The organism is Candidatus Rickettsiella viridis (assembly GCF_003966755.1).
Classification (GTDB): Bacteria; Pseudomonadota; Gammaproteobacteria; order Diplorickettsiales; family Diplorickettsiaceae; genus Rickettsiella_B; species Rickettsiella_B viridis.
The window spans coordinates 463,020-476,215 of the sequence record NZ_AP018005.1; the positions used below are offsets into that span (position 1 = coordinate 463,020).

Annotated in this window: 13 protein-coding genes, 1 tRNA gene and 1 other RNA gene; 10 read left to right on the plus strand and 5 right to left on the minus strand. The window is 39.6% G+C overall.

Annotation, left to right across the window (positions count from 1 at the left end; translation table 11 throughout):
• Window positions 1–31: 31 nt before the first annotated feature.
• Together DMP02_RS02170 and DMP02_RS02175 are read right to left on the minus strand one after the other, a co-directional pair.
• Entirely contained in the window at window positions 32–1,369 is a 1,338-nt protein-coding gene (locus tag DMP02_RS02170; protein ID WP_126322460.1) for a hypothetical protein, read from the minus strand.
• Between the two features lie 196 nt (window positions 1,370–1,565).
• Window positions 1,566–1,642, minus strand: a tRNA-Pro gene (locus DMP02_RS02175).
• 163 nt (window positions 1,643–1,805) lie between these two features.
• Between DMP02_RS02175 and DMP02_RS02180 the strand changes: the two genes are divergently transcribed.
• Window positions 1,806–3,575, plus strand: coding sequence for a hypothetical protein (locus DMP02_RS02180; RefSeq protein WP_126322461.1), 1,770 nt, complete (start codon window positions 1,806–1,808; stop codon window positions 3,573–3,575).
• Window positions 3,576–3,618: 43 nt separating this feature from the next.
• Here DMP02_RS02180 and DMP02_RS02185 read toward each other — a convergent pair whose 3' ends face one another.
• Window positions 3,619–4,587 carry a polyprenyl synthetase family protein gene (locus DMP02_RS02185; protein WP_126323482.1) on the minus strand — a complete coding sequence of 323 codons (969 nt, stop codon included), beginning with the start codon at window positions 4,585–4,587 and terminating at the stop codon, window positions 3,619–3,621.
• A gap of 184 nt (window positions 4,588–4,771) precedes the next feature.
• Between DMP02_RS02185 and rpsF the strand changes: the two genes are divergently transcribed.
• From rpsF to dacB, 8 genes are all read left to right on the plus strand, one after another.
• Complete coding sequence (gene rpsF / locus DMP02_RS02190) at window positions 4,772–5,173, plus strand: 30S ribosomal protein S6 (RefSeq protein ID WP_126322462.1); 402 nt, start codon at window positions 4,772–4,774, stop codon at window positions 5,171–5,173.
• 30 nt (window positions 5,174–5,203) lie between these two features.
• The gene (rpsR, locus tag DMP02_RS02195) at window positions 5,204–5,443 is read left to right on the plus strand and encodes a 30S ribosomal protein S18 (RefSeq protein ID WP_126322463.1); all 240 of its coding nucleotides are present in this window, start codon (window positions 5,204–5,206) and stop codon (window positions 5,441–5,443) included.
• Between the two features lie 19 nt (window positions 5,444–5,462).
• Entirely contained in the window at window positions 5,463–6,347 is an 885-nt protein-coding gene (locus tag DMP02_RS02200; RefSeq protein ID WP_126322464.1) for a hypothetical protein, read from the plus strand.
• A 53-nt stretch (window positions 6,348–6,400) separates the two neighbouring features.
• Window positions 6,401–6,853: a 50S ribosomal protein L9 gene (rplI, locus tag DMP02_RS02205; protein WP_126322465.1), complete on the plus strand. Its 453-nt coding sequence runs from the start codon at window positions 6,401–6,403 to the stop codon at window positions 6,851–6,853.
• Between the two features lie 144 nt (window positions 6,854–6,997).
• Entirely contained in the window at window positions 6,998–8,371 is a 1,374-nt protein-coding gene (gene dnaB, locus DMP02_RS02210; RefSeq protein WP_126322466.1) for a replicative DNA helicase, read from the plus strand.
• On the plus strand, window positions 8,368–9,471 hold the full coding sequence (gene alr, locus DMP02_RS02215) for an alanine racemase (RefSeq protein WP_126322467.1): 1,104 nt from the start codon (window positions 8,368–8,370) through the stop codon (window positions 9,469–9,471). The genes dnaB and alr overlap by 4 nt, the downstream gene beginning before the upstream one ends.
• Window positions 9,458–9,865: an RT0821/Lpp0805 family surface protein gene (locus DMP02_RS02220; protein WP_126322468.1), complete on the plus strand. Its 408-nt coding sequence runs from the start codon at window positions 9,458–9,460 to the stop codon at window positions 9,863–9,865. The genes alr and DMP02_RS02220 overlap by 14 nt, the downstream gene beginning before the upstream one ends.
• A gap of 25 nt (window positions 9,866–9,890) precedes the next feature.
• Window positions 9,891–11,330, plus strand: coding sequence for a D-alanyl-D-alanine carboxypeptidase/D-alanyl-D-alanine endopeptidase (gene dacB, locus DMP02_RS02225; protein WP_172593961.1), 1,440 nt, complete (start codon window positions 9,891–9,893; stop codon window positions 11,328–11,330).
• Between the two features lie 309 nt (window positions 11,331–11,639).
• Here the strand turns inward: dacB and DMP02_RS02230 are convergent, their stop codons facing one another.
• Together DMP02_RS02230 and ssrS are read right to left on the minus strand one after the other, a co-directional pair.
• Window positions 11,640–12,227 carry a 5-formyltetrahydrofolate cyclo-ligase gene (locus DMP02_RS02230; RefSeq protein ID WP_126322470.1) on the minus strand — a complete coding sequence of 196 codons (588 nt, stop codon included), beginning with the start codon at window positions 12,225–12,227 and terminating at the stop codon, window positions 11,640–11,642.
• 35 nt (window positions 12,228–12,262) lie between these two features.
• Window positions 12,263–12,437: non-coding RNA, 6S RNA (gene ssrS, locus DMP02_RS02235), on the minus strand.
• A 180-nt stretch (window positions 12,438–12,617) separates the two neighbouring features.
• On the opposite strand from ssrS, the gene DMP02_RS02240 reads away from it, so the two are divergent.
• Complete coding sequence (locus DMP02_RS02240) at window positions 12,618–13,187, plus strand: UPF0149 family protein (RefSeq protein ID WP_126322471.1); 570 nt, start codon at window positions 12,618–12,620, stop codon at window positions 13,185–13,187.
• Window positions 13,188–13,196: the final 9 nt, after the last annotated feature.

Sequence of the window (13,196 nt, forward strand, 5' to 3'; positions counted from 1 at the left end):
CTGTCATAAGGATAGTCTAAAGAATCAATATCTATTTATAAAGGTTGTTCCATTTTGCAGGTTCATTGACCATATCTCGAATAATAGCTATTCCTTCATCGCTTAAATTAGAAGCATCGTAGCCATTAAATAACAGAGGAAGTCCGGTGTGACTCAGATCTTTATTAAAAAGTATTTTTGAGAAATAGTTTGCTCCTTTTTTGGGGTTAAGTTTTATACTTTTTTTTCTTAAACCATGAAACTCACGATCCGTTAAAATCCATTGTAGACGCGACGATCTTACTTTAGTAAAAGCAGAGATGATTTCCTTCATATGGTTAAATGCCATGTGAAATTCAGGCGAAATCGTATTATGTAATTGTGCATGAAAAATATCATGCTTTGTTACAGCAGGCATGGTACTGAGAGAATAATTATGAATGTCTTGTAGGGTTGGGTTAACCCCACTTTTATTTATGCTAATCGCAGTCGGACGATAATTATTGATGACGCCTTCTTTAATGGAGCCAGGGCTTATTACACCTATTTTGGTGCGATTTGCGGCAGCACCATGCACGCCATTTAATGCAATTTGCCTCGCTTCAGTAGCGCCAAAAGATAAATGTAAGTCATATATACGACCCTCATAATTTGTTCGTTCCCAACACCCTGCATTTGCCAAGGCATTTCCAAGCTGATTAGCACCTTCTACTGAGACACTATTAGGATCACATTCCGAAATATAAAAAATTTGCTCTGATTTTGGAGCCGCCTGGATAAGCAGGCGAAATCGCTGTAAATGCCAATCCTCAAATTTAGTAAAGGTATTTTTTTTAAGCATTGGAATAAGCATTTGCTCGGCATCTTTAGTAAATTTGCCCTGGCTATCCAGAATAGGAAATGTTTTTACAATAGGATAATTTTTTGAGAACTGATCTCTAGCGAGTAAGGTACTGAATTGCTGACGGCTTATTTTATTTTGTTTGAATAACCACAATGCATAAAAAACATGGCTCTCATTCTTAAATAGATCGTCTTTATAATTCCCCTGGAGAATAGCTTCTTCCAGCTGCTTAAAGTCAGGTTCATTGAGTTTAATATTATAAGGAACTCTGACGGTATAGCCATTTAAAAAATCATCGAAGTCGTCTGAATGGGACGTTCTTTCAGTCGTGCCAGAATAATAAGCCATTTTAGCTTCGTCATTCCAAGAAAAGCGTTTATCTTTGGCCTTTTTATTTTCCCTAGGGATAAACTCGCGTTGATTAGGATCAAATTCCACGTTAGCATCTTTGGGAACTTCTGCGGAATAGAAACGGTTAAAAAAAATCTCCCAAGTGTTTAGAGCATCTTTTTGCTCATTAATTTCCAGCAGCCCGTTATGTACCATAGAAATACTCCAACTATAGAGTTATGGTACTAGACATAACTTAAGTAAATATTAAAGAGTTAGGGTTGTTTTTTTTAGTATATGAGTGGTTTTAAAAGCCATTATTATTGTATTCCCTACATTCAGATTGAGTGGTGTAATGAACAGCAGTCTGTTATAGGGAGGAAGAACTAACGGTATTTCTTGCTGAACGTTGTGGTCGGGATGAGAGGATTCGAACCTCCGGCCCCTGGCTCCCGAAGTCAGTACTCTACCAAGCTGAGCTACATCCCGATTAAAGTGAGGAATTTTATCAGTGTTACTTGCATTCGGCTAGCTGTTTCATTGCTTTACTTATTTAGATATATATGTCCTGTTTGTATTTGTATAGAGCGAAGTGATGTAGGAAAATAAAAGCAATGCAACGGAAAGATGATAGCAGCAAGGAAGTTATATTATGTTCAATCTGGCCAATGTTATTACGTCATTCAATCAAATCTATCAAAAAAAAGTAAAGTTAAATAAAAATTGGGGGTTATTTTATTTACAGCCAGAAATTTTAACTATTTTAAATAGTAATGCCCAGCTCCTTCAAGAAGCTGTTAATTATGAACCACCTTTTGCTATAAATCGTAAAGAGCAGTTCAAAACCTCAGCTGAAAAAAAATCTCAATCAGAGCAGGTAAATATAGCTTCTTTGCGCGATGGTATTCAAAAAATGAATCTTGATCGGGTTATTTCCCAGCGATTAAGTTGGGAGGGTCGTTTCTTGGCAAGGCTAAATAATGATCAGGTTTGGTTGGGTATTGAGGAGCAAATCACTCAAAAAAATGAATCGATTAAACAATATTTTCGTCAAGTTCGTCAAAATTGGAATATTCATAAACCTTTTCAATATCACTCGAGTGAGGGTTTATTATTTTTACTTGATACTATTATTAAATATCAGGATATTTTTTCCCTGGCTTATAAAGAGTTACAACAGAACCAACAAACATGGTTCCCTTTTTCTCGTCTTCCTTCTTTTATCGCTGAAGCGTATGAAGCATTTTTAAAAAAAGAATTAGAAAAATTTGATTCATTAAGTAAAGAGGTTCTTGCTGCTTTATTATTACGTTTAAAAACAGTAGAGCAACAAGGACTAGTGACGTGTGATGATGTGAGTTACACCTTAGCATTACAGAGTGAGTGGTTAGGCTTAATTAAGTTTAAATTACCCGAATACAGAACGGTTCTAGATGTAAATACCTTTAATGATATGCAGCGTGCTATCGAAAAACACGGTGATGAATCTCATAAAAGCCAACTTTATCAATTAGCCTGGTATCAATCTAAAATCGTTGGTAATACCAATGAGTTTACTACTATTACGATGTCGGGTAGCCGGTTGTTAACCCTCTATGATTTGCTGGCTTTTATGTCAAAAAAGAAGAAAAAATGGTTTTGGTTTTCTTGGGGTAATAATACGGTATTCCAATTTTTAGAAAAACAACAAGCTTTGTTGACCCAACTTTTTTTAGAACCTGTTCATGATACGATCATATTGAACCCGATATACAAGAGTTATCCAGAGCTACTCACATTAAGTACGCAGTATCAATTATTACAGCAATCGCTTTTTTCTCTTAAGAAGCAACCTACTTATTGGTGGCAGTGGGAGAAAAAATTTTGGAAAAAAGCTTGGCAAGATTGGTTAGGCCAACAAATTGATAACAAGCGAGTTAGTTTGCTTAATAAACTTAATGAGACTTTTAAGGAAGTTAAAAAATATAATTTTGAGCTTCGAAATGTTAAATTTCGCGAACAAGTACAGGTGATATTAAAAACGATACAAGCATTAAGGAGCGAGGGTATTGCTAAATGTGGGAATGAATCATTAATAAATATGTTGCAATATATAAATGAAAAGTCTAGTGATAAAAAAGAAGCGTGTATTGGTCAAACACATGGATCTACTAAAGCGTCGCCTCAACCAAGCCCACATACTCCGAATAAGAATGCTCAGGTATTACCAATGATGTCGGGTGGAAATCAGCAAGACTTGTATACAACGGAAAGTAATTTTAATTTGCAGCTTGTTAATAGTGGTAAAAACAGCTATAGGAGGAAAATGACAGGATTATGGAAAACTAAATTTTCAGCAGGAGATAATGAGCCGATTTCTACTAAACAAGAACCGGAAATAAATAAGTCTGCAGGGTTAGCGCGGGCTTATGCATTATTATGAATAAATTTATAGTAGTTTAGGCGCACTAACGATTAAAAATCGTTTAATGTGTTCGTGTTGTCGCAAATTCAGCCAGTGTGGCAAGTGCTTGCTTATAGATAGAGTCCGGAATGACTTCCAAGCTGGCGATGGCTTTTGCTGCATGTTCTTTTGCACGTTGATAAGTGTAGTCAATAGCACCAGTGGATTTAATGATGCGGATAATATCTTTTAAATATTTTCGCTTACCTTGCGAAATCGCTTCATGAATTAACTGGGTTTGGTTTTTATCGGCGTGTTGTAAGGCATAAATTAAAGGTAAAGTTGTTTTTCCTTCTGCCAGATCATCACCTTTGGCTTTACCAATACGTGTGGCTGAGCCTACGTAATCCAAGGTATCGTCGATTAATTGGAAAGCGATGCCTAGCTGTAATCCGTAGTTGAGCATGGCAGTAATTTCCGCTTCATTACGTTCAGCTAAGATGGCGGGTTGTTCTGCGGCGATGGAAAATAGGATGCCTGTTTTTCCGGCGACTATTTTTAAATATTGAGTTTCATCGAGGTCAGGATTATGGCAATTAATTAATTGCCATATTTCTGACTGGGAAAGTGTGTTAGTAGCATCGGCCAGTGATTGTAGTGCGCGTAGATTGTTGACTTTCACCATCAGCTGGAAGGCTCGGGAATAAAGAAAATCACCTACTAAAATACTGGCTGAATTGCCCCATAACGTATTAGCTGTTTTTTTTCCACGGCGTAGTTCTGAGGCATCAATAACATCATCATGCAACAAAGTAGCCGTATGGATGAGTTCCAAGGTGGCAGCCAATTGTACGTGGGCGTCGCCTTGGTAGCCAGAGGCACCGGCACTCAGAAGTGTGATTAAGGGGCGCAAGCGTTTTCCGCCGCTGTGAATGAGATGTGTGGCCAATTGGGGGATCAAGGGGATTTCAGAGTGTAGGCATTGTGCGATTAGGCTATCAACCCTAGCAAAATCGGCTGCAACCAATGACTGAATAGGCGTTAAATCCATAAGGCTCATATTAGCGAGTAAATTTGAAAGCCGAATGCTAGGCGGGGTAGCCGGGGCTGTCAAGCCGCTTGGGTTTTATTGCATCTTAATGAAGTCGACCGTATAATGCCGGCTCCAAGGGAATTCCCCTTAAAGACTCGCCTCACCACCTTGATATGGGAGGCTAATTAACCGAGAGACTATTATGCGTCATTATGAAATTGTACTTTTAATCCATCCTGATCAAAGCGATCAAGTATCTGCTATGGTACAGCGATATACCACCATTGTTAAAAACAGCGGCGGGCAGGTTCACCGCCTGGAAGATTGGGGCCGCAGACAGCTAGCTTACCCTATTAATAAGCTTCTAAAAGCTCACTATATATTAATGAATATTGAGTGTGGGCAAGAGGCTATGACAGAACTTACAGAAAACTTTCGTTTTAACGATGCGGTTTTACGACAACTAATTATTCAGCAAGATCGGGCTATTAAAGAAGCCTCTCCCTTGGCCAAGGCTAAAGAAGCACCAGGTCAAGAAAACAGACGAGAATATGCACGAAATTCAGTTGAGGTAAGTGCCTTAGCGGACGAGCATAGAGATTAAGCACTATTTTTTTAATTTTCAGAGGTTTTTATGAGTAATTACACCAATAGACGTCGCAAATACTGCCGTTTTTCTGCGGAAGGTATGACAGAAATAGATTATAAAGATATTAATCTTTTAAAGAATTATATTACTGAGACGGCCAATATTGTTCCTAGTCGTATTACGGGTACTAAAGCACGTTTTCAGCGTAAACTAACCCAAGCGATTAAACGAGCACGTTTTTTAGCCTTATTGCCTTACTGCGATAAACATCAATATTTGGTTTAAACTTTTTTGAGAGGCTAAAATGGCGGGGTTTTTACATCGCTGTGCCAGCTATGTTATGCGGGGCCGCCAACAGGCTATTATAATAGCTCTGTTATTTACCATGCTGCCTTTATTAGGCTGGATAAGCAATGTCATCATCGCTTTAGTGACTTTACGTAAGGGCGTAAAAGAAGGGGCAATTGTATTACTATGGGTCATATTGCCTGTCGTCGTGATAGCGGCTTTGGCTAACCCTTGGATTGCTTTATATAACATTGTAGGAGGCAGTTTATTTGGCTTCCTATTGGCAGTCATTTTACGCCAAACACAAAGTTGGCAGAAAGTGTTAGAAGCAGGGATGTTGCTGGGATTACTGGCTGTTTTAGTGGTCCATTTAATAAGGCCTGATATCAATGCCGTTTGGTTAGCGCAGTTAGGGCATTACGCCGTACTGTTAAAAAATCAGTTGAATTTTTCGGTGAATACCGAACAACTGCAGTTTTTTACGAAGTTTGCGACGGGTTTTCAGGTTGCATTCCTATGGTTAGGGGTATTAATTAATTTAATGCTTGCACGTGGTTTGCAGTCGATGTTATATAATCCCGGCAGGCTTTCTCCTGAGCTTGAAGCGGTGCGTTTAAGCAAATGGGATGGTCTTGTTTTAGTGCTTATTGTTATTGCAAGTTTACAAAAGATTGCAGTGGCGCAGGATGCGCTGCCCGTTGTGTTGCTAACTTTCCTTTTAGCGGGCTTGAGTGTATTACACGCTGTTATACGCCTAAGGAATGGCTTTTTTAAAGGTTGGTTTTTAGTATTTTATAGTTTGTTGGTTGTTTTTTTTCCTTATATAGCTGCTTTATTAGTCTTAGTTGCATTAGCAGATAGTTATTTGGATTTTCGTCATCGTGTATTGCCTAAGCATTAAGTTCAAGTGCGACGAGTATATACACTGGAAATGTGGTTTTTAGAGGTACTGTCATGGCTCAAGTTATTTTATTAGAAAAAGTCTATTCTTTAGGTGATCTGGGAGAGCAGGGTTCTGTTCGTAATGGTTACGCTAGAAATTATTTAATTCCTTATGGTAAGGCTGTTCCTGCCAACAAAGAGACGATTGCTCAATTTGAAGCTAAGCGTGCGGAATTAGAGAAATTGGCTCAAGAAAAATTAGCGGTTGCACAAGCCCGCGCTGATGCCTTATCGCAGTTAGTATTAAATATTCCTGTGAAGGCGGCTGAAGAAGGACGTTTATATGGTTCTGTCGGTCTACAAGAGATCGTCAATGCGGCAACTGAAGCGGGTTGTCCGCTAGAAAAAAGCGAAATCCGTTTACCCGAAGGGGCTTTACGTCAATTGGGTGAGCATGATGTGACGGTGCAGTTACACAGTGATGTCGTAGTAACGCTTAAAGTTAATATCGTTGCTGAAGCTTAATACTTTTGATTCCCCATCCTCGTGATAACTATAGTTAGGGTCACGGGTGACGCGTAAGGCGGGTCTCCTATGTTGCATTTTAGCAATGCAGGGTGCCGAAAGGGGCAGGACCCGGAGACATTGAGTATAGTTATAATCTAGGCGATGCTTGCGATGCAAAACACTGATCACCTGAAGTTGCCTCCTCACTCACTAGAAGCTGAGCAATCCGTTCTAGGTGGTTTAATGCTTGATAACCAAGCATGGGATCGAGTTGCTGAACGATTGCAAGAAAAAGATTTTTACCTCCTTGCCCATAGAATTCTATTTCGCACGATAGTGGATTTTGCCAATCATGCAAAACCATTTGATGTGGTGACTCTAACCGATGCTTTAAAGAGTACGAATCAATTAGCCGAAATAGGTGGTGAGCTTTACTTATATGAATTAGCGCGCAATACACCGAGTGCTGCTAATATCAGTGCCTATGCGGATATTGTGCGAGAACGTTCTGTACTACGCCAATTAATTGGTATCGCGACAGAAATTACTGAAAATGCTTATTTGCCAGATGGTCGATCCATTACTGAATTAGTGGATGAGGCCGAACGAAAAGTTTTCCAAATCAGTGATCAAGGCGCACGCGGTAGTGGTCCACAACGCATTGGTGATTTCCTGGCTAGAGCGGTTGATCGTATCGATATCCTCTTCCATTCTGATCAAGCAATTACTGGACTTTCAACGGCCTATAAAGATTTAGATGAAATGACTTCTGGATTACAGCCCAGCGATCTGGTTATTGTGGCAGGTCGTCCTTCGATGGGAAAAACGACCTTTGCCATGAATATGGCTGAGCATGCAGCGATTCAGGGAAGTAAACCGGTTCTTATTTTTAGTATGGAAATGCCAGGCCAAGCCTTAGCCATGCGTATGATGTCCTCACTAGGACGTATTGATCAACATAAAATTCGTACCGGTAAGCTCAGTGATGAAGATTGGCCACGCATGACATCGGCTGTGAGTATGCTTTCGGAAGCAAAAATGTTTATTGACGATACCCCTGCACTGAGTCCAGGTGAGGTGCGTGCACGTGCTAGACGTGTTGCAAAAGAGCAAGGTGCATTAGGATTAATTGTGATCGATTATTTACAATTGATGCAAGTTCCTGGCTCAAAAGAAAATCGTACCACTGAAATATCAGAAATTTCTCGTTCGCTTAAAGCCTTAGCAAAAGAACTGGATGTGCCTATTATTGCCTTATCACAATTAAATCGTAGTTTGGAGCAACGTGCCGATAAGCGACCGGTTATGTCAGATTTACGTGATTCAGGTGCAATAGAGCAAGATGCCGATGTAATTATTTTTATTTATCGTGATGAAGTTTATAACGAAGGGAGTCCAGATAAGGGTAGTGCAGAAATTATTATAGCTAAACAGCGTAATGGCCCAACAGGTAAAGTACGATTAACCTTCTTAGGTAAATATACACGTTTCGAAAATTTTTCTCCGCAACGTTACCATGCTGAGAACTATGCATGAGCCGGCCGGTTGCAGTAGAGCTTGATTTAGCGGCATTGCAGCATAATGTTAAGCGGATTCGTGAACTAGCGCCGCAATCAAAAATATTGGCCATGGTTAAGGCCAACGCGTATGGGCATGGATTAATTCCTATTGCGCGTGCTTTAGATTCGTCTGTGGAAGGATTCGGTGTTTCCTGTTCCGAAGAGGCGCTCTATTTACGTAAAGCAGGCATAAAACAACGTATTGTTTTAATGGAAGGTTTGTTTTCAGCCGCTGAATTACCGCTCTTAGATCAGTATCAACTCGATACCGTTATTCATGATCGACGACAACTTGATTTGCTAACGCAGCAAAAATTGCCAAAGCCGGTGAATGTTTGGATAAAGATAAATACCGGAATGAACCGATTAGGTCTTGCTATACAGGATTTTCCCGAAGTGTTGCAACGCTGCCAGGCTTGTGCTTGGATTGAAGTGATTTGTGTGATGACACACTTTTCCTCAGCAGATGATCCTTCAGAAACAACTACCTTGCAGCAAATAGAGCAATTTGAGCAAATAACAAGTGATGTAAAGATTGCCAAAAGTTTAGCTAACTCAGCTGCTATTTTATCTTATCCTCGTTCTCATAGTGAATGGATACGTCCTGGTTTGATGTTGTATGGCGTCTCACCTTTTTCTAATAAATCAGGACTGCAACATGACTTAAAACCCGTTATGAATCTAACCTCAGAAATCATTGCGGTTAATCAATTACAACCGGGTGATCATGTGGGTTATGGCGGAACGTGGATAGCACCTGATAATAGGCGAATTGGTGTGGTTGCTATCGGTTATGGTGATGGTTATCCGCATGGTGCAGCAGCAGGTACACCGGTGTTAGTGAACGGGCAATTAGCTAAACTCGTGGGTCAAGTCTCAATGGACATGTTAAGCATTGATTTGAGTACACAACCCGAAGCAAAGCAAGGTGATCCGGTTTGTTTATGGGGCGCAGGATTGCCTATTGAACAAGTCGCCAATAGCACATCAACATTTCGTTATGAGTTATTATGTGGTATTAATCGAGGGCAATTAGTCCGGATGCGCATTGAGGAAAAAAACGATGCAAAAAAATAGGATTAACCATTTTCTAATAGTCTTGTTTGTGATCATGTTAAGCGCATGTTCAAGTGTCCCTGAAGAGCCACACAGCGAAGTGAATATTTCAACCAGTGATACCGATATTTTTGTAGCCCCTTCCATCAGCCGTTCTATGGGAAGCAGTGATCGTTTAAAGTTACAATCTTTGGTGGCCACGGCACAACCACAACAATGGACGAAATGGGTGAGTAGTGCGACAGGCGCTCGATTTGAATTTACTAGTTTAAGCATCTACGTTAATGCACAAGGCCAAGGTTGTAGAAATTATAAAATGGCAATGAGACACGGGTTTTTAGTACATCATACTTTTAACTATACGGCTTGCCGTGATGGGCAAGGTGCTTGGCAGGTTCTAAAATCCAAATCTTAAAATTAATTCATAAAAAAATATTCACGTGAAATACGCCATTAGTTTACTTCTTTTACTTTTTTCCTTTAGTCTATGCGCTGAAGATAAATCCTTTGCGCCGCAAACATCTGAATTGTTTGTTGATTTAACCCATCCTAAAGTCCTCTATGCTAACCATGCGTCGTTAGCGTTAATTCCGGCATCAGTGACTAAACTTTTTGTAGCCGCTAGCGCATTGAAACACTGGGGTAGTTACCATACATTTGCTAGCGAAATTTATCAACGAGGCCAATGGAAACAGGGTGTTCTAATAGGGGATTTGGTTTTTTATGGACAAGGTGATCCGGCATTCACGAACGAAAAAATGTGGCAATTGGTTAACAATCTGCAGCAGTTGGGGTTAAAGAAAATTACCGGTAACCTCATTGTAAATACCTCTTATTTAGGAAATATAACGGTTAGCGCATCGGATAGGATTGCGGCAAAAAGCTATTCTAAAGTGTCTTATGATTCTTTACCTTCTTCAGCAGGAAGCAACTTTTCAACCGTGGGTGTTGCCATTATGCCAGGTGAAAAAGCGGGTGATTTAGCGCAAATAAAAATCTTACCTTATCAATTACAGAATGTACGCCTTGATGGAAACGTGATGACAGCGTCTGGAGCAAATAATACACTTCAATTACATCGTTTGAGTCAAGCGGGCAAAGAAATTCTTACGCTTTCAGGAACAATAGGTCTAAAGAGTGTGCCTGTTATCCTTTATCGTTCAGTCGGAAACCCTAATATACTGACAGGCGCTTTATTAAAAGCTTTCTTAAAGCAAGCAGGTATTTTTCTGGACGGAAAAATTATTATCGAGACTACGCCTCTGAAGAAAACAGATAAACAATTGGCACAGGTTCAGAGTGATTCACTGATTCATTGTTTACAAGATATGCTGCGTTATAGTAATAACTATATTGCTGATGTATTAACCTTAGATTTAGAGAGAGAAAACCACACGTCCCTTTCGTCTATGAAGTTGAGCGAAGCAGCAAAGATATTGCTTGCTACTTATAGGCGTGTGCTGCATCAATCAAGTTTTAGCCAACAGACAGAGCTTGATCCTATTTTTGCGAGTGGTAGTGGTTTAACACCGTCGAACCGAATATCAGCGAGCAACCTGATTACGTTATTAGCAGGAATGTATCACGATCAACGCGATTTTTCTCTTTTTTACGGTAGTTTAGTGGTGCCAGGACAACAAACCCATTGGCATAATCTATCGACTATCAATCATCCTTGGATGAATCAAGTCAGTTTAAAAACCGGTTATATTACTGTTCCGAAAATTGTTCATTCTTTAGCGGGTTATTTTAGAATGAAGAATGGTGATATCGGTGCATTTGCTGTGCTATTTAATTTTCCTCCTGAAGCGCAAAATGACGAGGGGCAATTATTTAATGGTTTAATAAAACATTTGGATAGTGTGTTCCAACGTATCTAAACTTCTACACAAAATCATGTCCAGCCTTTAAGATCAGTGAATTGTTTGGAGGGTGAAGAACGAAAAAATTTAGATTGTAAAAATTATATGGAAAACACTATTTGTTTTTTTTATGCCCCTTCACAAAAGCAACTATCAACAACGCTATCACAAAATAATATCCAACCGCTTGATTTATCCATGCCATAAAGCGAACGTTGGCTTAGAAAATTTATGTAGGTTTAAAGGAAAGCAAACAGGTATGGTTAGTTGCATTTTTTGTATTGCAATAAAATGCATAACAAATGCTTTTCTATATCAATTTTAATTTTATAAATTAGTATTCACATAAAAATTTTCTTCGGTAGCTACCGCATTAAGCGGCACATCCCATGCTGAGGATTCAAAAGATTCCACTTTTTGCCACTCATAAGCGAGTCCAATGAGGTAGGGCTTAGCGGGTCTTATGTCATTTAATAAAAAACTAAAACTTCTATCATAAAAACCGCCTCCCATACCTAAGCGTTCGCTGTTATTGGTGAAGCCAAGTAGTGGAACCAATACAATATCTAAATCACAAGGTTGGATAATGGATTCAGGTAATAGAGGGGGTTCAGGAATATTAAACTGATTTTTTATTAACAGCATATGTTTTTTATAAAGGCTAAACATGAGTTGTTTTTTTTGTAAGACCGGTAAATAGCAATTTTTATCATTCTCCCATGCTGTTTTAATAATTAATTCAGGATCAACTTCCTGATTGATAGCGATATAAGCAGCGACGTGCTGACTTTTTTGAAAACGAGGATCTTGAATAAGCCGTTGTGTAATTTCTTGGGAGGCTACTGTTTGATCATGAAGCGAGAGTTTTGCACGATATTCGCGTAATTTTTTTCTGAGAGCAGATCGAGCATCCATAAAACACGATGGCGGATAGAGGAAATAAAGGAGAAGAGGTATCTGATTCGCCGGGGTTTCCTGATCCTAAGATGCAGGTGGGATTAGGTATATCCACTTTAGGCTTCTTGCAATGATTAAAGTAAAGCAAGCGTGCTCACCGCGTATAAAGAACCCATCCCGTTACGGTTAAGTATCGATCGAAAAACAATCGGACAGAATCAGATACCAGACCATTATAATACATTTTATTAAAATGGTCTTCTAAGCAAATAGTTGCTTTAGCCCGTCATGCGATGGGGGCATACCGCTTGCTGCTAAATTAAAAAATACTTCTTCGAGTATGAGCGGTATATTAACGTAAGCTAGAATGGTAAAATAACGTTATATGTATTTTTTATAGAGAATCCTATGCAATTTCAGGCCCAACCTCCTGCTTTTGATGATTTCTACCGTTTGTTGAGCCAAGCCGAAGTAGTGACCTCCCCAGCAGAAATCCATGGTATGTTATGTGGTTTTGTCTGTGTAGGCCCGAAGCTTAATGGCGGTTTTTGGATCGATATTTTATTAAAACGCTTAGGTGTTAGACCCCGGCAAGGTGCTGTCGTGGGGTTATATGATGCGGCTTGTAGGCAACTGAGCGGGCTACAATCTTTTAAACTGTTACTCCCTGATGAGCAACATGAGTTAGAAAAGCGGGCGGAGGCATTAAGCCTTTGGTGTGAAGGTTTTTTATATGGCTTAGGCCTTCTGGGGGGGGGCTCTTTCGACGAGGAGACATCAGATACGGTATATGAAGCGCTTTATTGTATTGCGGAAATTGCAAAGCTCGATGTCAGTCAATTAGAGATAACAGAGCTGGATAAGCTAGCCTATGAAGAAGCCATTGAGTTTATTACCCAGGCAATCCCTCTTATTTATGAAGAAGTGACACATTGTCCGATGAAAGGAAACGCCGGCGGTTCGATGTATCTTCATTAGTTATACGCT